Origin of the sequence: Caulobacter hibisci, from assembly GCF_016135805.1 — a bacterium.
Taxonomy (GTDB): domain Bacteria; phylum Pseudomonadota; class Alphaproteobacteria; order Caulobacterales; family Caulobacteraceae; genus Caulobacter; species Caulobacter hibisci.
Window position 1 is genome coordinate 77,633 of record NZ_JADWOX010000022.1, and the last position, 19,950, is coordinate 97,582.

The following is a 19,950-nucleotide window of genomic DNA, read 5'->3' on the forward strand; positions in this document are numbered from 1 at the left end:
CTGTGAGGTTTGATCACATGGCTCGACGTCCGCTGCCGCCGCTGAACGCCCTGCGCGCCTTCGAGGCCTTCGGCCGGCGCGGGCGCATGACCCTGGCCGCCGACGAGCTGTGCGTCACCCACGGCGCGGTCAGCCGCCAGATCCGCCAGCTTGAGGATCACCTGGGCGTGCCCCTGACCGAGGGGCCACGCAACCGCCTGGTCATGACCGAGGCGGGGCTCAAGCTGGCCGAGGGCCTGACGCGGGCCTTCGACATCCTCGACGAGGCCGTGCCGCGCCCGCCTGAGGACGAGCCCCGGCCGACCGTGGTCTCGTGCCTGCCGACCTTCGCCATGAAGTGGCTGATCCCGCGCCTGCCCGACTTTCTCGAACGGTTCCCCGACACCCCGGTGCGGGTGGCCGAGTCCAACGGGCCGTTCGACTTCCGCGCCGACGGCGTCGATCTGGCCATCCGGATGCGCGATCCCGGCGCGCCGGCGTCGGCGGACGCCGAGGCGACGCCGTTCCTGGAGACCTTCGTCGGGCCCGTCGTGGCGCCGGAACTGGCCGCGCGCGTGCGGACGGCGGCGGACCTGGCGGCGCTGCCGCGCCTGCACACCCGCACCTACCTGCACAGCTGGGACCAGTGGGCGAAGGCCGCGGGACTAGACCTGCCGGCGCCGGGCCTAGTGCGGGAGTTCGACCACTACTTCTACATGATCGAGGCCGCCGCCGCCGGCCTGGGCGCGGCGGTGGTGCCCTACGCCTTCGCCGAGCGGGACCTGGCGGCGGGACGCCTGACAGCGCCGTTGGGCATGGCGGCCGAACCGACGCTGCTGTGCGCCCTGACGCCCAAGACCGGCGCCTCGCGCGGGGCCCGGCGCTTCCGCGACTGGCTGGTGGAGCAGGGCCGGGCGACCGCGCCGCCGCCGTTTTCTCAACAGACCTGAGCCGGCCGCTGCGCAAAAGGCCTTACACTTTGCGCCCGAGACCTCTAGTTTCCCGCCATTCCGCCCCACGGGGGCGAGAGCCCCATAACAAGATCAGGAGCCCCCCGTGGACGCCGCCGCCATCGCCAAGCTTGAAGCCCACCTGAAGCGCACCTTCGGCAACCCGCACATCGTCGTGAAGGCCCGTCCTAAGCAGAAGGACTCGGCCGAGGTCGAGGTGAAGGGCGAATTCATCGGCGTCCTGTTCCAGGACGAGGACGAGGACGGCTCGTACATGTTCGAGATGGCCATCCTGGCCGAAGATCTCGAATAGGCTATTCGCGCCCGACCGGGCCCGCAAAGCGGCCGCTCCGATATCGTCGGGGCGGCCGTTTTCGTTTGGGGGCTACCCTAACCCCGTAAAATCCCCGCGAAAGCGGGGACCCAGGCTTTTTCTGAAAGGCTGGGCGCTCGACGATAAAACACCTGGGCCCCCGCTTTCGCGGGGGTTTTACGGAGTAGGGAAGGTCAAACCGCCGCCATCGCCTTGACCTCGCGGCGGATCAGCAGCGACGCCCCCGCCGCGATCAGGCCCGCGACGCCGGCCAGGACGAAGGCTTGCACGTACTGGCCCTGGGCCGCGCGGATCAGGCCCGCGCCGACGGCCGCCGTGGCCGCGCCGAGCTGGTGACCGGCGGCGATCCAGCCGAACACGATCGGGCCGTCGCGGTCGCCGAAGGCCTGGGTGGCCAGGCGCGCGGTCGGCGGCACGGTGGCGATCCAGTCGAGGCCGTAGAACACCGCGAACACCGACAGGCTGACGATCGAGAAGTCCGAATAGGGCAGGTAGATCAGCGAGAGGCCGCGCAGGGCGTAGTAGACGAACAAGAGCTTGCGCGGGTCGTAGCGGTCGGTCAGCCAGCCCGAGGCGGTGGTGCCGAAGAGGTCGAAGAAGCCCATCAGCGCCAGCAGGCCCGCGGCGCGGACCTCGGGCATGCCGCGGTCGCCGCAGAAGGCGATCATGTGCACGCCGATCAGGCCGTTGGTGGTCAGGCCGCAGATGAAGAAGCCCAGGAACAGCAACCAGAAGGTGCGGGTCTTGCCAGCCCGCGCCAGGGCCCCGAAGGCGCCGGCCAGGGCGTTCGAGGCCGAGCCGCGCGGCGGCTCCACCCAGTCGTCGCCGGCGCCGAACGGCTTGTGGCCGATGTCGGCGGGGCGTTCGGGGATCAGCAGCCAGGCGATCGGGGCCATGATCGCGGCGACGGCGGCGACGGTCAGCACCACCGGGCGCCAGCCGCCGTGCTCGGCGATGAAGGCCATGGCCGGCAGGAAGATCAGCGAGCCGGTGGCCGTGGCGGCGGTCAACAGGCCCAGCATCAGGCCGCGCCGTTCGACGAACCAGCGATTGACGATGGTCGCGCCGAGCACCATCGCGACGGCCCCGCTGCCGAAGCCGGCCAGCACGCCCCAGGTGGCGACGTAGTGCCAGCTCTCCGTCATGAAGGCCGAAAGCCCGGTGGAGACGGCCATCAGCACCAGCGACAGGGCCACGGTGCGGCGCACGCCGAACGACTGCATCAGGGCGGCGGCGAAGGGGCCCGTGAGGCCGTAGAGGAAGATGCCGATGGCGGCGGCCAGCGAGATCGTGCCCCGATCCCAGCCGAAGCTCTTTTCCAGCGGCAGGATCAGCACGCCCGGCGCGGCGCGCAGGCCGGCGGCGGCCAGCAGGGCCAGGAAGGTCACACCGGCCACGACGAAGGCGTAGTTGCGGCCGAAGGGGCGGCGGATCATGTCCTGACTCCGGATGTAACCGATCGGTACGGGTCTTGATGGTCTTGTACGTACCGGTTAGTAACATCGTCAAGAGGCCTTGTACCCGATGACGAAAACCGACGCCGACGCGCCCCTTCACCTCCAGCCCTACGCGCCGGCGGCGCGAGCGGCCGAGAAGATCTTCGAGACGGCCCGCGACCTGTTCTACCGCGAGGGCATCCGCGCCGTCGGGGTGGACGAGATCGTCAGCAAGGCCGGGGTGACCAAGCCCAGCCTCTATCGCAGCTTCAAGTCCAAGGACGACCTGGTCGCCGCGGTGCTGCGCGAGGTGGAGGAGGGGTTCTGGGATCGGTTCCGCTCGGCCGAAGACGCCTTTCCGGGCGACCCCAAGGCCCAGATGGTCGCCTATTTCGAGGGGCTGGCCGCGCGGTCGGTCGGCGACGACTATCGCGGCTGCGCGCTCAGCAACGCGGCGGTGGAATATCCCGATCGCCAGCATGTGGGCCGCATGGTCTCGCAAGCTCACAAGGAAGACCTGCGCCAGCGGCTGCGGGCCAAGGCCGCCGAGATGGGCGCGAGCGATCCGGCCTCCTTGGGCGACGCCTTCCTGCTGCTGATCGAAGGGGTCTTCACCTCCAGCCAGATGTTCGACGGCGACGACAAGCCGGCCAAGGCCTGCGTCGGCGCGGCCAGGGCCCTGATCGCGGCCTACTGCTGAGGCGGCTTGGCCTTGGCGCAGGCCTCGGCGGCTTTCAGGATCGGAATGACGAGGTCGCCGATCCGCCAGCTGTCGGTTTCGATCGTGGTGAGGCCTTTGTCGCCGCGAACGCTGAGGGTGTAGGTCCAGAAGTTCGAGTGCGGCGCGGGCGCCTTGCCGACCAAGTCGTCGCCGACGCCGGTCATGTCGAAGCGTAGGTCGATGCTGGACGTGTCCAGATTTGCGAAGGCCTCGGCCATGGCCGGGCAGTCGCGGGAATCCACCCGGTCGAGGCGGGCCGCGGCCTTCAGCGCGGCGTCGGGCGAGGGCGAGGCCGCGAACATCCGCGCGCGATCGACGCGCCACCAGTTCGCGCCCGGCTCGACCCCCTCGGCGCGCAGGTGGCGGGCGAGGGCTGGGGCGTCGAAATTGGCCTGCATCCACCGCGACAGGATGTTGGGACCGCCCAGTCCGCCGACGTCGTCGGGAATCTGCACGCGTCGCAGGACGACGTGGCACGTCGCCTGGTCGAAGCCGTAGGGCGACTTGGGCCGGCAGTAGACCTGGGCGTCGCCGGTGGTGAAGCGGCCGAGGTCCCAATGGGCCTTGAAGCGCAGCGGGGTCGCGCCGAACGCCTGCTCGCCGGGCGGCGGCGGTTCGGGCGCGGCCAGCAGGGCGTCCATCACCGGCCCCTTGCGCGCTTCGATCCAGTGCCGCCACAGCTCGTACGGGCCGCTCATGTCGTAGCCGTCGATGGGCTGCTTCAGTTCCGGCGGGGTCAGCATCGGCGGTGGCGGCACGCCGCGCGCCGAGGCCGGAGCGGAGGCGAGGGCCGCTAGGAGGCCGGTTGCGAGCGCGGGGAAGAGCTTCATCGACATCTTTCCGGGTGACGGGCGGGCGCTGCAATCCTAGATCGCTATGAGGGCGGCGGTCACCTCTGCAAAGCTTCCGCTTTCGTCCCGACCCTTCGGAATCGCCATGGCCGCTCACCCCCTCGACCGTCCCGTCTGGTCCAGCCTCACCGGCCGGCAGGCGCATCTGGCGATCGCTAGCGGCGGGGCCCTGCGGATGGATCCGAACTTCGGCTTGTTCGCCGCCGTGGCCGAGGAGACGGCGGAGAGCCTGGCGGACCTAGCCGCGCTGGTGCGCGCGCATGGGCCGTCCGGCTTCGTGGAGCTGGTCGAACCGCCGCCCATTCCCGGAACGACCGTGCTCTCCAGCGCCCTCTGCTGGCAGATGGCGGCCAAGGCGATCACGCCGCTCAAGCCCGTCGATTTCGAGATCATCGCCCTGTCCGACGCCGACGCGCCCGAGATGCTGGCCCTGGCCACCTTGACCAAGCCGGGGCCGTTCTTCTCGCGCACCCATCAGCTGGGCGCGTTCGTCGGCGTGAAGGTCGGCGGCGAACTAGCGGCCATGGCCGGCGAGCGGCTGCGGCCCGACGGCTTCACCGAGGTCAGCGGCGTCTGCACGCGTCCGGACTTCCGGGGCAGGGGCTATGCGGCCGGGCTGATGGCGCATGTGGCGAGCAAGATCCTGGCGCGCGGCGAGACGCCGTTCCTGCACAGCTACGCCGACAACGCCGGCGCCAACGCGCTCTACCAGGCCCTGGGGTTCGAGCGCCGCGCGGACCTGTGGTTCACGGTACTGTCGGCGGATTAGCTCTCATCTACCTGCCTCCCCACAAATCCGCCCGTCCCCGCGAAGGCGGGGATCCAAGCGGACTTTCAGGATGGGGCGCGGCCGTGGAGGATCTGCGAACTCGGCTTGGATCCCCGCCTTCGCGGGGATGCTCGGTGAAAAAATCAAAGCCTGCGAGTACCGGCGCCGGAATGAAAAAGACCCCGGAAGCGGCTGCTTCCGGGGTCTTGGTCTTCAGCGATGAAGCCGATCAGGCCTCTTCGGTTTTCCGCGCCTGGACGCGGCACCAGGCGTAGAGGCCGATCACCGTGATCGCCGCGACGACCAGGGCGATGATCATGCCCAGGTGCTCGGGCGGCGGGGTGGCGATGGCCAGGGGCGCGCCCTTGTTGGTCGAGACGATCAGCAGGGCCAGGGCCACGTTGAACAGGCTCTCGCCGACGATGAAGCCCGAGGCGATCAGCACGCCCAGGCGCTTGGCGACCTCGGCCTTGCGGTCCTTGGCGACCACGCGCTCGAAGATCCAGCCGGCGACCGCGCCCACCACCACCGGGGCGGTCACCGCGCTCGGAAGGTAGATGGCCAGGCCGACGCCCAGCGGCGGCAGGCTGAAGCGGTCCTTGCTGGCGCGGCGCAGGACGATGTCGACCACCACCAGGGCAAGGCCGATAAGGGCGCCGACGCCCAGCAGGTCCCATTGCAGGTTATGGCCGATGACGCCCTTGGCCAGGGTCGAGATCAGGGTCGCCTGCGGCGCGGCCAGGGGCTCGGCGCCTGGCACGACGTGCAGGTTGGGCGCGCCGACGAAGCCGTTGGAGCGGGCCAGCAGGTCCAGCACGAACGGGATGACCACGGCGCCCGACAGCACGCCGATGACCAGGGCCGTCTGCTGCTTCCACGGGGTGGCGTCGACCAGCTGGCCGGTCTTCAGGTCCTGCAGGTTGTCGTTGGCAACCACGGCCACGGCCAGGACGGTGGCGGTGACATAGAGGGCGAAGGCGACCAGGGCCTTGGCGGCGTCCGGGCCGATCAGGCCGCGGCCGATGGCCCCGACGAGCAGCGAGGCGCCCAGAACGGTCAGGATGGCGATGCCCGAGACGGGGCTGTTGGACGAGCCGATCAGGCCGGCCATGTAGCCGCAGACGGCGGCGGCCAGCAGGCCGGCGAACACCAGATAGGCCACGGCCATCAGGGTCAGCGGCAGGGCGATGCTCGCGGCAGGGCCGGCCAGGGCGAAGCTGGCCAGCAGCCAGCCGGCCGGCGCCAGCAGGGCGATCGAGACCAGGCCGACAATGGCCAGCGGGATGTCTTGTTCGACGCGCGGGATGTCGCCGGCGCCGCTGCGGCGGGCCTTGCCGGCCTCGAAGGCCGAGACCAGGCCGCGCCAGATCGGAACCACCAGCTTGCCCAGGGTCCAGATGGCGGCCGCGCCGATGACGCCGGCGCCCAGGAAGCGGACCTTGGTCGACCAGACCTTCAGGGCGTGGTCGGCGATGGTCATGCCGGCCTCGGCCGGGAACACGCCGGTCAGGATCGGCACCAGGACGGCCCAGGCGATGAACAGGCCGGTGAACATGGCCACGCCGACGGTGATGCCCATCAGGTGGCCCGCGCCCATCAGGGCCAGCGAGCTGGAGGCGCCCATGCCGGTCGCGCCCTTGCCGACCTTGAAATAGGTGGCCACTTCGGCGGCGAAGATCTTGGCCGCGCCAAGCGCCGCGAAGGCGGCCGAAGCCAGGGTGCCGGCGATGACGGCCCAGAGGCCTGCCTTACCCTCGGCCGCGCCTTCGCGCGAACCGGCCCCGACCTTCAGCACCTCGGCGGCGGCGACGCCTTCCGGATAGGGCAGGGGGGAGTTGGTGACAAGCGCCCGGCGCAGGGGGATCGTGTACATCACCCCCAGGATGCCGCCGACGGCGCAGATGCCGAAGGTGGCCACGAACGGGATGTTCGACCACCAGCCGATCATCAGCAGGCCCGGCAGCACGAAGATCACCGACGACAGGGTGCCGGCCGCCGAGGCGATCGTCTGGACGATGTTGTTTTCCTGGATGGTCGAGGTCTTGAAGGCCCGCAGCAGGGCCATCGAGATCACCGCGGCGGGGATCGAGGTGGCGAAGGTCAGGCCGACCTTCAGGCCCAGATAGACCTGGGCGGCCGTGAAGACGACGGTGATCAGGATCCCCAGGAACACGCCGCGGAGGGTGAACTCCGAACGTGGGGCGGCGGCGGCATCGGACATGAAGGGTCCCAAAACAGTTAAGGCGGCCGGACCTTGCAGTCCGACCGCCCCATACTCAAGCCCTAGAGGGCATGAAGTGTTATGAAATTACAGAATAAGGGTCACAGAACGCCGAGCATCTCGGCCACCAGGGGATGGCGGACGATGTCGCGGTCTTCCAGGCGGACGACGGCGATATTGGCCATCGCCTCGAAGCGGTCGGCCACGTCGCCCAGGCCCGAGATGCCCGGCAAGAGGTCGGACTGGTTCGGGTCGCCGGTGACGACCATGGTCGAGTGCCAGCCCAGGCGGGTCAGCAGCATCTTGAGCTGCATGTAGGTGCAGTTCTGGGCCTCGTCGATGACCACGAAGGCGTTGTTGAGGGTGCGGCCGCGCATGAAGCCGACCGGGGCGATCTCGATGGCCCCCTCGGCCATCAGGGCCCGCATGCGCTTGACCGAAAGGCGATCGGTCAGGGCGTCGTAGAGCGGGCGCAGATAGGGGGCCAGCTTGTCTTCCATGTCGCCCGGCAGGTAGCCGATCGACTCCCCGGCCTCGACGGCGGGGCGGGAGAGGACGATGCGGTTGACCCGGCCGGCCTCCAGGGCCTCGACGGCCTTGGCGATGGCCAGATAGGTCTTGCCGGTGCCGGCTGGACCCAGCGCCAGAACCAGGTTCTTGGCGTCCATGGCCTCCATCAGCTGGGCCTGGCCCGGCGATTTTGGTTTTATCGTCTTGATGTAGCTTTGATCCCTCGGCGCATTGTCGGCGTCGCCGAGCGGCGACCAGCCGCCGCGATGCTCCACCGGCAGGCGACGCACCTTGGCGTCGTCATAGCGGTCGTCCGCGCCCTCGCGCACCATCCGCTTCAGGGCTCGCTTGGTCATCAAAGCCTCCATTCAGGCATGAAAAAAGGACGAGGCCCGTGAGGCGTCGTCCTTGGGTCGATGGGAGGAGCAGAAGACGGAGCCGCAGGCGCGGCCGGGCGGCTCGGTGGAGCCCCAAGAAGGCGGTGCTGTACGCCGGAACGCCGAACGCAAGACCCTGTTCTCCGTCATCAGGAGGCCGCGGGCGGTATGGTCCGCGGCGGATACGGAGGGAATGTCCCCTCCACGAGGAGGTTCCCCACCGAATCACCGGATTTACAATGGGGACATTATGGTTTCTGACCGATTAAAATTCTGCGTAGCAAAAGAACACGGGGTGTACGGATGACTGTCTATTCGTTGGGCGACATGGCGCCGAAACTTCCGTCGGAAGACGAATACTGGATCGCCCCGAGCGCCAGCGTGATGGGCAATGTGGTGCTCAAGCAGAACGCCAGCGTCTGGTGGGGGGCGGTGCTGCGCGGTGACAACGATCCGATCACGATCGGCGAAAACAGCAACATCCAGGACGGTTCTGTTCTTCATACCGACGCCGGGATCCCGCTGACCATCGGCGCCAACGTCACCGTCGGCCACCTGGTCATGCTGCACGGCTGCACCATCGGCGACGGCTCGCTGATCGGCATCGGCTCGATCATCCTCAACGGGGCCAAGATCGGGAAGAACTGCCTGATCGGGGCCGGGGCCCTGATCACCGAGGGCAAGGAGATCCCCGACAACTCGATGGTCGTCGGCGCGCCAGGCAAGATCATCCGCGAGGTCAGCGAGCACCAGGCGATGATCCTGCAGGCCTCGGCCCTGCACTATGTCGAGAACTGGAAGCGCTACCGCGCCGGCCTCAAGGCGCTCTGAGCCGAGCTCCGGGCCAAAAGGCGCAGGAGCGCCGTCCTCCTGGGGGGGATGTGGGGACGGCGCTCCTGGCTATACCCGCGCGGGGGGCTCGGTGCGCGGGGCCTTCTCGCGGCGGCAGCGGGACTGAAGCCGCCGCGGAAGTCGGATGGACCGGCAACGCTCTCCACGAACCCGCCGATCAATCTGATGACCGTCATGATGGCGGAGAGGTTTGCAGATCGGATTAAGGTTGAGTCTGCGTAAATTACGTAACGTCGTTACGGCAGTTTCCGCGTGCCCTCTTGCGGGCGTCGCCGGCCTGGATCACTCTCTGTCTTAACAACGATAACCAACAAAAACATTGTGGGAGGCGAGGGCATGTCGAGCGCACGCTACGACTACGTCATCATCGGCGCCGGCTCGGCCGGCTGCGTGCTGGCCGCACGCCTGACCGAGGATCCGACGGTGAAGGTGCTGCTGCTGGAGGCCGGCGGCAAGAACGGCTCAGTGCTGGTGCGCATGCCCGCCGGCGTCGGCGAACTGATCAAGGCCAAAGGCGAAAGCAACTGGGGCTTCTGGACCGATCCGGAGCCGCACCTCGACGGCCGCAAGCTGTGGTGGCCGCGCGGCCGGGGCCTGGGCGGCTCCTCGGCGATCAACGGCATGATCTATATTCGCGGCCACGCGCGCGACTACGACCAGTGGCGCCAGATGGGGCTGTCGGGCTGGTCCTACGGCGAGGTCCTGCCCTACTTCAAGCGCTCGGAAACCTTCCACGGCGGGGGCTGCGACTATCACGGCGGCGACGGGCCGCTGCACGTCTCGGCCGGCGAGTCCGACAGCCCGTTCTACAAGGCGGTGATCGAGGCCGGCCGCCAGGCGGGCCACGCGGTGACCAAGGATTTCAACGGCTTCCAGCAGGAGGGCTTCGGGCCCTACGACCTGACCATCCGCGACGGCAAGCGCTGGAGCGCGGCGGCGGCCTATCTGGCCCAGGCCCTGGCGCGACCGAACCTGACCTGCGTGACCGAGGCCCGCACGACGCGGATCCTGACCGAGAAAGGCCGGGCGATCGGCGTCGAATATGTCGCGGGCAAAGGCGGCCAGACGGCGACCGCCCACGCCGACGCCGAGGTGCTGCTGAGCGCCGGCGCCGTGCAGTCTCCGCAAATTCTGCAACTTTCGGGGATCGGCGACCCCGAAGCGCTCAAGGCCCACGGTATTTCGACGGTCCATGAATCGCGCGGCGTCGGCCAGAATCTGCAGGATCACCTGGACGTCTGCCTGTCGTGGACGACCAAGGGGCTGAAGACCGCCTATTCCGCCAACAAGGGACTGAACAAGCTGGGCGTCGGCCTGTCCTACCTGCTGATGGGCAAGGGGATCGGGCGGCAGAACTTCCTGGAGTCGGGCGCCTTCCTGCGCTCGCGGCCCGACCTCGACCGGCCCGACCTGCAGATCCACGCCGTGCTGGCGATCATGCAGGACCACGGCAAGGTGGTGGTCGAGAAGGACGGCTTCACCCTGCACGTCTGCCAGCTGCGGCCGGAGAGCCGCGGCCATGTCGGGCTGCGCTCGGCCGACCCGTTCGACGATCCGACGATCCTGGCCAACTACCTGGCCGCCGACGAGGACCGCCGGGCCATGCGCGAAGGGGTGCGGATCGGCCGCGACGTCGCCGCCCAGGCCGCGCTCGATCCGTACCGCGACAGTGAATACGCGCCGGGGGCGGACGTCCGCTCCGACGCCGAGATCGACGCCTGGATCCGGGCCAAGGCCGAGACGATCTATCACCCGGTCGGCACCTGCCGGATGGGCGCGGCGGGCGATCCGCTGGCGGTGGTCGACGACCAACTGCGGGTGCAGGGGCTTGCGGGCCTGCGAGTGATCGACGCCTCGGTGATGCCGACCCTGATCGGCGGCAACACCAACGCTCCGACCATCATGATCGCCGAACGCGCCGCCGACCTGCTGCGAGGGAAAGCGACCCTGGCGCCGGTCGAGGTCCCGGTGTTCGACGGGGCGTCGGCGGTGGCGGCCTGAGCCTGGCTTCGACTCTTCACGGAAGCTTCCGGGCTGAAAACCTCGTCCTTCGACAAGCTCAGGATGAGGTTTTTCAATCGCCGGAGTCTGCCTTGGTCCTCAGCCTGAGCTTGTCGAAGGGCGGGGAACACGCACTAGCGCCGTTTCGGATAGATCCGCCGCTCGCGCCCAATAGGCCTTATTTCAAAGTTTGATTGGGCGGCGGGGCGCGAACCCGCCCACAGTTCCGGCCGTCTCCATCGAAGGATCCGCCCATGAGCCCACGTCCCCTCGGCCGCTCCGGCCTCTCGATCGCCCCGCTGGTGTTCGGCGGCAATGTCTTCGGCTGGACCGCCGACGAGAAAACCTCGCACCGGCTGCTCGACGCCTTCATCGACGGCGGCTTCGACGCGGTCGATACGGCCGACGTCTATTCGGCCTGGGTTCCGGGGCACGAGGGCGGCGAGTCCGAGGCGGTGATCGGCCGCTGGCTGGCGGCGGGCGGAAAGCGCGACCGGATCAAGATCCTGACCAAGGTCGCCAAGTGGCCCAAGCGCCCGGGCCTGTCGGCCGCAAACATCGTCGAGGCGCTGGAAGACTCGCTGCGCCGGTTGCAGACCGACTATGTCGATCTCTACCAGTCTCACGAAGATGATGCGGCCACGCCGATCGACGAGACGCTGGAGGCCTTCGACCGGCTGGCGAAGGCCGGCAAGGTGCGCGCCATCGGGGCCTCGAACTTCACGCCCGAGCGGCTGGAGGCCTCGCTGAAGACCTCGGCCGACAAGGGCCTGGCCCGCTACGAGTCGATCCAGCCGAAATTCAATCTCTACGACCGCGACGAGGTCGAAGGCCCGCTGGCGGACCTGGCGGCGCGCGAGGGGATCGGCGTCATCCCGTTCTACGGCCTGGCCGCCGGCTTCCTGACCGGCAAGTACCGCACCGAGGCCGACCTTGAAGGACGGGCGCGGGGCCGGACCATCGCGCGGGAGTATCTGAACGAAAAGGGCTTCCGGGTCCTGGCCGCGCTCGACGCTGCGGCCGAGGCGACCGGCGCGACGCCGGCCCAGATCGCCCTGGCCTGGATAGTCGCCCATCCGGCCATCACCGCCCCGATCGCCAGCGCCACCAGCGTGGCCCAGCTTGACGAACTGCTGGCCGGCGCGCGCCTGGCCTTGCCGGCCGAGGTGATCGCGGCGCTGGATGCGGCGCGGTAGTCGATCCTGTCGACAGGACCGGTGAGAGCAGCTACATCGTTTTGAGAATAATTCTCAACTGAGGGCGTCCATGACCGATCGCAACCTGCACCAGATCGCCGACTGGAACGGCCGCACGGGCGAGCGCTGGGTCGCCAACCAGGCGCGGCTCGACCGCATGCTTCTCGACTATGGCCGCGCGGCGATCGCCGCCGCCGCGCCGCGGCTGGGCGAGCAGGTGCTGGACATCGGCTGCGGGGCCGGCGCGGGCAGCCTGGCCCTGGCCTCTCTGGTCGGGGCCAAGGGCGGGGTGCTGGGCGTCGACGTCTCCGAACCGCTGGTCGGCCGGGCGCGGGAACTGGCCGAGGACCGACCCAACGCCCGCTTCCAGGTGGCCGACGCCAGCCGGGCCCTGTTGCCGGTGGCGCATTTCGACCTGCTGTTCTCGCGCTTCGGGGTGATGTTCTTCGACGATCCGGCCGGCGCCTTCGCTCATATGCGCAAGGCGCTGAAGCCGGACGGCCGCCTGACCTTCGTCTGCTGGCGCGGGACGGGCGAGAACGACTGGGTGCGGCTGCCGCTGAAAGCCATCGCCCCGATCGTCGGCCCGCCCGCCCCGCCGCCGCCCGAAGCGCCCGGACCGTTCTCGTTCGGCGACCGGGCGCGGGTGGAGCGCATTCTGGCGGAGGCCGGCTTCGTCGATGTCGTGCTCAAGCCGGTGGATCACCAGATCGTCTTCGGCGAGGGCAAGACGCGTGCGGCGGCCATCGACGATGCGGTGGACCTGGCCTTCCAGGTCGGGCCGCTGACCCGCGCCCTGGCCGACCAGGCCAAGGCGGTGGTCGAGGAGGCGAAGATCGCCGTCCGCGCCGCCTTCGCCGCCAAGGCCGGCGAGCGGTCGGTGGTCATCGACGGGGCGGGCTGGGTGGTCACGGCGCGCAACGGCGCGTCTTAAGATCCGGAAGGAGGGGGCGCCCACGCCTCGCGGCGCTCTCCCGGGCGTCCCCCTCTCTCCCTTCGGCGTCGCCCGCCAGACAGTCCGGGCGCCGCAAACCTCCCGCCAGAGATCGGGAGGGAAAATCTTTCGCCTCTAGGCGATCAGCCGGCCGTCCAGGCTGGCCAGCCGCAGGCGCGGGGCCTCGGCGTTGTTGCTGCCTAGGGCCTGGATCCGGCGCACGCCCAGCTCGTAGGCGGGACGGCCCATCAGGCGCTGCATCATGGCGATGGGCTGATAGAGGCCCAGGAACCGGTCGACCTCGCCGGCCGCGCCGGTCATCGGGGCCAGCAGCACCTCCATGCCGACCGAGGCCACGCCATGGGCGCGGATGTCGGCGGTGACCACCACCGGTTCGGCCCGGCGGCGGGCGACCTCGAGGGCCGACTTGACCTCCAGCCGGTGCGACAGCGCCCACATCTGCAACTGGTCTTCGCCGCGCAGGTCGCGGGCGTGCAGGTCGGTGACGAAACCGCCGGCCAGGCGGAACGGATAGCGCCCGACGTTGCGCCCCAGGATGAAGACCTGGGGCAAAAGATCGAGGAAATCGCCCGGATCGACGCTGGCGCGCGCCGGCATGCGATCACCGCCAGCCTGGGTTCGCCAATAGTCTATCAACCGTTCCGTGCTTGGATGGAACATCGTCGTCCCCTGGCGGGTCCATTTCGCGGTCCTATCGACCGCATGGGCCTTGCTAGGAGAACCGGGCCACGGGCTCGACCGTATCGTCTTGGCACACCGCCGGGCGGGTCGGACCCATGGCGCGCTTCTTGCTGATCAACCGGCTGGAAGACGACCGCTGTGTGAAGGGGAGACGCCATGACGTCGCCGAAACTGACCGTGTCGAAGCTGTGGATCGCCATCGGGGCGGCCATGGCCGGACTGTTCCTGGGCGGCGCGGCCTACGCCTGCACCAGCGGCTGCACCACGACGCCGCCGAGCTGCTGCACCCCGCCCTCGCCCCCGCCGCGTCCGCCCAAGCCGCCGACCGGCTGCAACGGCGGCTGCAACGGCGGCGGCGGCGGCAAGACCTCGGTCAACGTAAACGTCAACGTGAACGCCAGCGCCAGCGCGTCGGCCAGCGGCAGCGCCGGAGCCGGCGCCTCGGCCGGCTCGACCGTCTATTACGGCGGCGGCGCCCATGGCGGCTACTATTCGGGCCCGCAGCCCACCGGCTATATCGACGGCCTCAACGTTGTCGGCGCCGAAGCGGCCCGCCGCACGGCCTATGAAGCCACCCGCACCAAGTTCAAGCGCGTCGTCGTCCGCGCCGTCTGCCTGGACGACAAGGACGTGCCGCACCCGGCCTCGCAGGTGACGCCCGACCGCGAGATCGACGACGTTTATGACGGCGAGCTCTATCGCTGCATCGCCGGCAGCCGCATGCAGTACGTGATCGGCGAGTACGACAGCACGATCGACATCAGCACCGGCGGCCGCGGCGCCCAGACCTATATCTGCCAGAAGAACGAGGCGCTCTATCACACGCCCGGCGTTCGGGGCGGCGAAGGCGGGACCCTGGTCTGCCGTCCGCAGCGCCCGGCCCGCGACTGCAACGAGCGCTCGCTGCTGCGCCGCTACGGCGCCGGCCTGAAGGTCCTGACCATCCTGACCACCGAGACCTACACCGCCTATCGCGAGGAGACGGTCAAGGAATCGAGCTCGTCGCGGATGAGCCTCAGCCTCGACGGCGGCGTCGGCGGGGTGGTTTACTAACTGCCTAAGGCAGCGCTTTCCTAAAGCGAAGGCCTGCGTCCGAGAGGGCGCAGGCCTTTTCTTTTGGACCCTCTCCCTGTGGGAGAGGTGTCGCCGAAGGCGACGGAGAGGGGAGAAGCTGCGAAATCGGCTCCCTTTGGGGAAGCTGAAAACGGCCCCCCTCCGTCCGCTGCGCGGACACCTCCCCCAGAGGGGGAGGATCTTCCGATCTACTTCCCTTCCGGCTTGACCTCGAAGGTCCAGCTCTTGTCGTCGGCCAGGAAGGTGCGGGCGGCTTTCTGGACATCGGCGGCGGAGACGCGTTGCAGGCCGGCGATCACCGAGCGGGTGGCGTCGAGCAGGCGCGGGTCGGTCTGGGCGCCGGACAGGGCGCCGAGCCAGTACTCGTTGGTCTCGCGGGCCTTTTCTAACTGGTCGATGCGCGGCAGCTTGGCGCGTTCCAGCTCGTCGGCGCTGACCGGCTTGTCGCGCAGGTCGGCGGCGATCTTGCGGACGCTGGCGGCGACCTGGTCGATCTTCTCCGGCGGCACCTCGACCGACAGGCCGATATAGCCCCAGCCGGCGAAGGTGGCGTTGTGGGTCGCCGAGACCGACGGCGAATAGGTCGCCCCCTGCTTTTCGCGCAGTTCGTCGGTCAGGCGCAGCTGCATCACCTGGGCCAGGACCTGGGTGTTGCGCGAGCGCTGCAGGTCGCTGAACAGGTCGTCGGTCTTCCAGGCCATGAACAGCAGGCCCTGGTCGGCGCGGCCCTTGTGGGTGCGGATCACCGGGGTCTTGGACGGGGCGGGGAAGCCGATCTGCTTGGCCTCGTCCGGGGCGGGCGCGCCGGTGCGGACGGGCAGGGCGCCGAAGGTCTCGGCGACGGCGGCCACGGCCTTGTCGACCGTGGTGTCGCCGACCACGACGATTTCGATCTGGCCGGTCGACAGCGGACCGCCGACCACGGCCTTCAGCTGGTCGATCGAGCCGGCGGCGATGTCCTGGCGGCTGGGGAAGGTCCAGCGGCCGTCATTGGGGTGCATCAGCCCGGCCAGGTCGCGGCCGACCACGCCGCCGTTGGTGCGCTCCAACTGGTCGTGGATGGTGCCGTAATAGGTCTTGATGCGGTTGAAGGCCTCGGGCCGCCAGCCGGCCTCGGAGGCGTAGGCGGTCAGCACCTGAAGTTCGGTGGCCAGGTCTTCGGGGCGGGTGCGGCCGCTTAGCACGAAGGCGTCGTCCTCGACGCCGAGGCCCGCGTTCCACACCTTGCCGGTCAGCACCTGCTCCATGTCCTGGGCGGTGATCTGCTTGAGGCCACCCTCGATCATCGAAGAGGCCGACCACAGCGGGCTCTGGCCGGTTCGGGGCAGATCGAGCAGGCCGTTGCCGATGCGGGCCTTCACCAGGATCTGGTCGTCGCGGAACTTGGTCGGCTTGACGGTCAGGCGCACGCCGTTCTCGAAGCGGACGAAGACGGTGTCGAGGTCGGCGACGTCCTTCTGCTCGACCACCTTGCCGGTGGCGCCGATCACGGCATAGGGCCAGAGGGTGGTGGCCGGGGCGGCCGGCGGGGTCACCGGGGTCTTGGTCGACTCCACATAGGCGGCGGTCACCGTCGCCTCGCCGCCCTCGATGGCGGTCGGGGTCGGCAGGACGATCAGCGGACCCTGGCCGGCGAACAGCGCGCGGACGGCGGCCGAGACGGTTTCGGCCTTCAGGTCCTTGGTCACGGCCAGGTAGGCGGCCAGGTTCTGCGACGGGCTGGTCACCACCTCGCGGTCGCCCAGGGTGCCGACGATCTGGCCGGCCAGGGACGGGGTGCGCTGGGTGGCCTCGCCGGCGGCGGCGGCGGTGTAGCCCGAGCGCAGGGCGGCGATCTCGCGATCCAGCTCGTCCTGGCGCACGCCGAACTGCACCAGGCGGCGCTGTTCCTGGTCGAGGGTCTGCAGGGCGGTCTTCCAGCCGCCCGGCGTCACCTGGGCGAACAGGCCGTTGATCTGGACGGCATGGTACTGGTCGTTGCGCAGGGCGCCGGCCGAGATGAACGGCGGCGTCGCGCCGCGGGCCAGGGCCTGGAGGCGGCGGTTCAGCACCGCCATGCCCAGGGCCTCGATCATCGACTCGTTGTCGAGAGCCTTGGTCTCGACCCGCAGGTCGGGGGCTTGCGCCCAGCCGATCTGCACGGACTCGGCCGAGCCGGGCTCGACGATGACCTTGGCGGTCAGGCCGCGCTGGGCCACGGCGCCGAGGTCGGGACGCTTGCCCGGCTCGCCCTGGCCCTTCCAGTCGCCGAAGCGGGCCTTGATCTTGGCCTCCATGGCGCCGAGGTCGAAGTCGCCGACGGCCACGAACACCGCGTTCTCGGGGCGATACCAGGCTTGATAGAAGTCGCGGATGCGCTGGGCCGGGGCGGTCGAGATGACGTCGGTCGTGCCGATCGGCAGGCGCTGGGGCGGCCGCTGGCCTTGCAGGTTGAAGGCGAAGCCCTGCTTGAAGACGCGATACCCCGGGCTATCCCGGGTGCGTTCCTCCGACAGCACGACGCCGCGCTCGCGGTCGACGGCGGCGGGATCGATGGTCAGCTCGCCCGCGGCTTCGCGGAACAGCATCATGGCGTCGTCGACGGTGGGATCGTCGGTCTTGGGCAGGTCGAGCGTGTAGACGGTCTCGTCGAAGCTGGTCGAGGCGTTGGTGTCGGCTCCGAAGGCCAGGCCCCGGCGCTCGAGGATCTTGACCATCTCGCCTTCGGGCACGTTTTTCGAGCCATTGAACGCCATGTGCTCAAGGAAGTGGGCCAGGCCCTGCTGGTCGTCGGCCTCCATCAGCGAGCCGGCGTCGAACCACAGGCGCAGGGCGGCCTGGCCCGGCGGGGTGGCGTTCTTGCGGATGGCGTAGCGCATGCCGTTGGGCAGCACGCCGAAGCGGATCGACGGATCGACCGCGACGTCCGAGATCTCCTGCGGCCACTGGCCCGGCTTCAGGTCGGAGAACTGCGGGCCAGCGGTCTTGACCGGCGCGACGGGCGCCTTGAGCGCGGCCGGTGCGGCGGCGGAAGGCGCGTCGGCCTTCTTGCCGGAGCCGGGCAGGACGGAAGGCAGGGTGGAGCAGGCGGTGAGCGCCAGGCCGGCGGAGACGACGAGCGCCAGGCGCGAGACGGAAATCATGGCTACCGATCGATTGCGGAAGATGTCGAAGCTCAACTTGAGCGTCGCGCGTGGCGCAAGCAAGGCCGCGCGGCGGCGGATTCGGCTCCGACGGCTTCGAGGCCGCAACATCGTCGCGCCCGCCTGTGGGAAACTCGCGTCGCGGCCTTGCGAAACCTCCGCGCGCATTCCACTCCGTATATGGACCGGGCGTCCGGCGGCGAGGGAGTGCGGACATGCGTCGATGGCTTGCGGGCGTGGCCGCTCCCCTGGCGGTTTGGGCGATGCTGGCCGGTGCGCCGGCCGTGGTGCAGGCGCAGACCTCGCCAAAGGTTGCTCAGGCCCAGGCGCCCGACGCGGCGCTTGCCGCGCGCATCGACGCCGTGCTCGACCGCGCGGTGGCCCAGCAGCGGCTGGTCGGCGGCGTGGTCCTGGTCGCCCGTGACGGCAAGCTGGTCTACCACCGGGCCGTGGGCCTGGCCGACCGCGAGGCGGGCGCGGCCATGCGCGAGGACTCGGTCTTCCGCCTGGCCTCGGTCAGCAAGCCCTTCGTCAGCGTGGCGATCATGCGGCTGGTCGAGGAGGGCAAGCTGTCGCTGGCCGATCCGGTGACCAGGTGGCTGCCCGACTTCAAGCCGGCCATGGCCGATGGATCGACCCCGACCATCACCCTGGGCCAGCTGCTCGACCACACGGCCGGCCTGACCTACGGCCTGTCGGAGACGGCCGATCACCCCTACCACAGGCTCGGCGTCTCGGACGGGATCGACATCTCCGGCCTGAGCCTGGACGAGAACGTCGCCCGCATCGGCAAGGGGCCGCTGGCCTTCGCGCCGGGCGGCGCCTGGCGCTATTCCCTGGCCATCGACGTGCTGGGCCTGGTGGCGCAGAAGGCCGACGGCCGGCCGCTGCCCGAGGTGGTGGCCCGCACCGTCACCGGTCCGCTGGGCCTGAAGGACGCCGGCTTCCTGGCCAAGGACCCGGCCCGCCTGGCCACGCCCTACGTCAACGCCAGCCCGGCCCCGACCCGGATGACCGACAACCAGGACGTCTCGCTGGGGCGCACCGCCGTGCGCATGGCGCCCAGCCGCGCGACCGATCCGGCCGCCTTCCCCTCGGGCGGAGCGGGCATGGTCGGCGCCGCCGGCGACGTGCTGGCCCTGCTGGAAGCCGTGCGGACGGGCGGCGGGCCGGTGTTGAAGCCCGCCAGCGTCAAGCTGATGACCACCGACCAGGCGGGGATCAAGGCGGCGACCCAAGGTCCCGGCTGGGGCTTCGGCTACGGCTGGGCGGTGCTCGACGATCCGGCCATCGCCAAGACTCCGCAAGGCGTCGGCACCCTGGCCTGGGGCGGGGTCTACGGCCATAACTGGTTCGTCGATCCGAAGGCCGGGCTGACCGTGGTGCTGCTGACCAACACCGCCTTCGAGGGCATGAACGGCCAGGTGACGCGGGAGCTTCGGGACGCGGTCTACGGGCGATAGCGCCCTTCTCCCCTTGCGGGAGAAGGTGGCGGCCGAAGGCCGTCGGATGAGGGGTCTCTCAGATGTGAGACGCTCCGCCCGGCCTGACCTCACCGCTGCCCGCGGCTGTGAGTTTTGAGAGACCCCTCACCCGACCTGCTGCGCAGGCCACCCTCTCCCGCAAGGGGAGAGGGAACGGGGGCGCGGTCTCACGCGGCAGACCGCTGAGGGGATGGAGAGGGCGCGGGGCGTCCGGGCTGCGCCCGGATGTGTGAGTTTGAATACCGTTTCGACGAAGCTCTGACGCCCCGCGCGATCGTTGGACCTCAGGCCGGGGCGCGCGGGCCTCTTCCGCCCTGTGCCCCTTCCCCATGCAATGCGCCCCGTTTCTTGGCGGCCAGGCGTGCATGCGGCGCGGACCCTCGGACGGGCGGGAGCCCAATCAGGCAAGCCCCCGATGGATGGGTTTACGTCCCCCA

General features: G+C 69.6%; 16 protein-coding genes. 10 read left to right on the plus strand and 6 right to left on the minus strand.

Going from position 1 to position 19,950, the window contains the following annotated elements; translation table 11 throughout:
* The first annotated feature begins 17 nt into the window (after window positions 1-17).
* Together I4Q42_RS22755 and I4Q42_RS22760 are read left to right on the plus strand one after the other, a co-directional pair.
* Window positions 18-929, plus strand: coding sequence for a LysR substrate-binding domain-containing protein (locus I4Q42_RS22755; RefSeq protein ID WP_198578377.1), 912 nt, complete (start codon window positions 18-20; stop codon window positions 927-929).
* Window positions 930-1,035: 106 nt separating this feature from the next.
* Window positions 1,036-1,242: a DUF3126 family protein gene (locus I4Q42_RS22760; RefSeq protein WP_198578378.1), complete on the plus strand. Its 207-nt coding sequence runs from the start codon at window positions 1,036-1,038 to the stop codon at window positions 1,240-1,242.
* A gap of 194 nt (window positions 1,243-1,436) precedes the next feature.
* Here the strand turns inward: I4Q42_RS22760 and I4Q42_RS22765 are convergent, their stop codons facing one another.
* The gene (locus I4Q42_RS22765) at window positions 1,437-2,699 is read right to left on the minus strand and encodes an MFS transporter (protein WP_198578379.1); all 1,263 of its coding nucleotides are present in this window, start codon (window positions 2,697-2,699) and stop codon (window positions 1,437-1,439) included.
* Window positions 2,700-2,787: 88 nt separating this feature from the next.
* Between I4Q42_RS22765 and I4Q42_RS22770 the strand changes: the two genes are divergently transcribed.
* Window positions 2,788-3,399: a TetR/AcrR family transcriptional regulator gene (locus tag I4Q42_RS22770; protein ID WP_198578380.1), complete on the plus strand. Its 612-nt coding sequence runs from the start codon at window positions 2,788-2,790 to the stop codon at window positions 3,397-3,399.
* Here I4Q42_RS22770 and I4Q42_RS22775 read toward each other — a convergent pair.
* Window positions 3,390-4,250 carry a hypothetical protein gene (locus I4Q42_RS22775; RefSeq protein ID WP_198578381.1) on the minus strand — a complete coding sequence of 287 codons (861 nt, stop codon included), beginning with the start codon at window positions 4,248-4,250 and terminating at the stop codon, window positions 3,390-3,392. The genes I4Q42_RS22770 and I4Q42_RS22775 overlap by 10 nt on opposite strands.
* A 106-nt stretch (window positions 4,251-4,356) precedes the next feature.
* On the opposite strand from I4Q42_RS22775, the gene I4Q42_RS22780 reads away from it, so the two are divergent.
* Entirely contained in the window at window positions 4,357-5,040 is a 684-nt protein-coding gene (locus I4Q42_RS22780) for a GNAT family N-acetyltransferase (protein WP_198578382.1), read from the plus strand.
* A 229-nt stretch (window positions 5,041-5,269) separates the two neighbouring features.
* Here I4Q42_RS22780 and I4Q42_RS22785 read toward each other — a convergent pair whose 3' ends face one another.
* Both I4Q42_RS22785 and I4Q42_RS22790 read right to left on the minus strand, forming a co-directional pair.
* Window positions 5,270-7,261 carry an OPT family oligopeptide transporter gene (locus tag I4Q42_RS22785; RefSeq protein ID WP_198578383.1) on the minus strand — a complete coding sequence of 664 codons (1,992 nt, stop codon included), beginning with the start codon at window positions 7,259-7,261 and terminating at the stop codon, window positions 5,270-5,272.
* Between the two features lie 101 nt (window positions 7,262-7,362).
* On the minus strand, window positions 7,363-8,139 hold the full coding sequence (locus I4Q42_RS22790; RefSeq protein WP_198578384.1) for a PhoH family protein: 777 nt from the start codon (window positions 8,137-8,139) through the stop codon (window positions 7,363-7,365).
* Window positions 8,140-8,451: 312 nt separating this feature from the next.
* Between I4Q42_RS22790 and I4Q42_RS22795 the strand changes: the two genes are divergently transcribed.
* From I4Q42_RS22795 to I4Q42_RS22810, 4 genes are all read left to right on the plus strand, one after another.
* Window positions 8,452-8,979, plus strand: coding sequence for a gamma carbonic anhydrase family protein (locus I4Q42_RS22795; RefSeq protein ID WP_198578385.1), 528 nt, complete (start codon window positions 8,452-8,454; stop codon window positions 8,977-8,979).
* A 357-nt stretch (window positions 8,980-9,336) separates the two neighbouring features.
* Window positions 9,337-11,001 carry a choline dehydrogenase gene (locus tag I4Q42_RS22800; protein WP_198578386.1) on the plus strand — a complete coding sequence of 555 codons (1,665 nt, stop codon included), beginning with the start codon at window positions 9,337-9,339 and terminating at the stop codon, window positions 10,999-11,001.
* Between the two features lie 254 nt (window positions 11,002-11,255).
* Complete coding sequence (locus I4Q42_RS22805) at window positions 11,256-12,197, plus strand: aldo/keto reductase (protein ID WP_198578387.1); 942 nt, start codon at window positions 11,256-11,258, stop codon at window positions 12,195-12,197.
* A gap of 70 nt (window positions 12,198-12,267) precedes the next feature.
* Window positions 12,268-13,131, plus strand: coding sequence for a class I SAM-dependent methyltransferase (locus tag I4Q42_RS22810; protein WP_198578388.1), 864 nt, complete (start codon window positions 12,268-12,270; stop codon window positions 13,129-13,131).
* A gap of 135 nt (window positions 13,132-13,266) precedes the next feature.
* Here the strand turns inward: I4Q42_RS22810 and I4Q42_RS22815 are convergent, their stop codons facing one another.
* The gene (locus I4Q42_RS22815) at window positions 13,267-13,812 is read right to left on the minus strand and encodes a PAS domain-containing protein (RefSeq protein ID WP_198578389.1); all 546 of its coding nucleotides are present in this window, start codon (window positions 13,810-13,812) and stop codon (window positions 13,267-13,269) included.
* A gap of 177 nt (window positions 13,813-13,989) precedes the next feature.
* On the opposite strand from I4Q42_RS22815, the gene I4Q42_RS22820 reads away from it, so the two are divergent.
* Complete coding sequence (locus I4Q42_RS22820; RefSeq protein ID WP_198578390.1) at window positions 13,990-14,886, plus strand: hypothetical protein; 897 nt, start codon at window positions 13,990-13,992, stop codon at window positions 14,884-14,886.
* 209 nt (window positions 14,887-15,095) lie between these two features.
* Here I4Q42_RS22820 and I4Q42_RS22825 read toward each other — a convergent pair whose 3' ends face one another.
* The gene (locus tag I4Q42_RS22825; RefSeq protein ID WP_198578397.1) at window positions 15,096-18,029 is read right to left on the minus strand and encodes a M16 family metallopeptidase; all 2,934 of its coding nucleotides are present in this window, start codon (window positions 18,027-18,029) and stop codon (window positions 15,096-15,098) included.
* Window positions 18,030-18,244: 215 nt separating this feature from the next.
* On the opposite strand from I4Q42_RS22825, the gene I4Q42_RS22830 reads away from it, so the two are divergent.
* Window positions 18,245-19,492 (plus strand): serine hydrolase domain-containing protein, encoded by a 1,248-nt coding sequence (locus I4Q42_RS22830; protein WP_198578391.1) that lies wholly within the window; start codon window positions 18,245-18,247, stop codon window positions 19,490-19,492.
* Window positions 19,493-19,950: the final 458 nt, after the last annotated feature.

Coding starts and splice junctions, on each gene's coding strand:
- I4Q42_RS22775 (WP_198578381.1), bottom strand. CDS start 4,250: ATGAAGCTCTTCCCCGCGCTCGCAACCGGCCTCCTAGCGGCCCTCGCC.
- I4Q42_RS22785 (WP_198578383.1), bottom strand. CDS start 7,261: ATGTCCGATGCCGCCGCCGCCCCACGTTCGGAGTTCACCCTCCGCGGC.
- I4Q42_RS22805 (WP_198578387.1), top strand. CDS start 11,256: ATGAGCCCACGTCCCCTCGGCCGCTCCGGCCTCTCGATCGCCCCGCTG.
- I4Q42_RS22810 (WP_198578388.1), top strand. CDS start 12,268: ATGACCGATCGCAACCTGCACCAGATCGCCGACTGGAACGGCCGCACG.
- I4Q42_RS22780 (WP_198578382.1), top strand. CDS start 4,357: ATGGCCGCTCACCCCCTCGACCGTCCCGTCTGGTCCAGCCTCACCGGC.
- I4Q42_RS22800 (WP_198578386.1), top strand. CDS start 9,337: ATGTCGAGCGCACGCTACGACTACGTCATCATCGGCGCCGGCTCGGCC.
- I4Q42_RS22755 (WP_198578377.1), top strand. CDS start 18: ATGGCTCGACGTCCGCTGCCGCCGCTGAACGCCCTGCGCGCCTTCGAG.
- I4Q42_RS22770 (WP_198578380.1), top strand. CDS start 2,788: ATGACGAAAACCGACGCCGACGCGCCCCTTCACCTCCAGCCCTACGCG.
- I4Q42_RS22830 (WP_198578391.1), top strand. CDS start 18,245: ATGCGTCGATGGCTTGCGGGCGTGGCCGCTCCCCTGGCGGTTTGGGCG.
- I4Q42_RS22820 (WP_198578390.1), top strand. CDS start 13,990: ATGACGTCGCCGAAACTGACCGTGTCGAAGCTGTGGATCGCCATCGGG.
- I4Q42_RS22815 (WP_198578389.1), bottom strand. CDS start 13,812: ATGTTCCATCCAAGCACGGAACGGTTGATAGACTATTGGCGAACCCAG.
- I4Q42_RS22790 (WP_198578384.1), bottom strand. CDS start 8,139: ATGGAGGCTTTGATGACCAAGCGAGCCCTGAAGCGGATGGTGCGCGAG.
- I4Q42_RS22765 (WP_198578379.1), bottom strand. CDS start 2,699: ATGATCCGCCGCCCCTTCGGCCGCAACTACGCCTTCGTCGTGGCCGGT.
- I4Q42_RS22825 (WP_198578397.1), bottom strand. CDS start 18,029: ATGATTTCCGTCTCGCGCCTGGCGCTCGTCGTCTCCGCCGGCCTGGCG.
- I4Q42_RS22795 (WP_198578385.1), top strand. CDS start 8,452: ATGACTGTCTATTCGTTGGGCGACATGGCGCCGAAACTTCCGTCGGAA.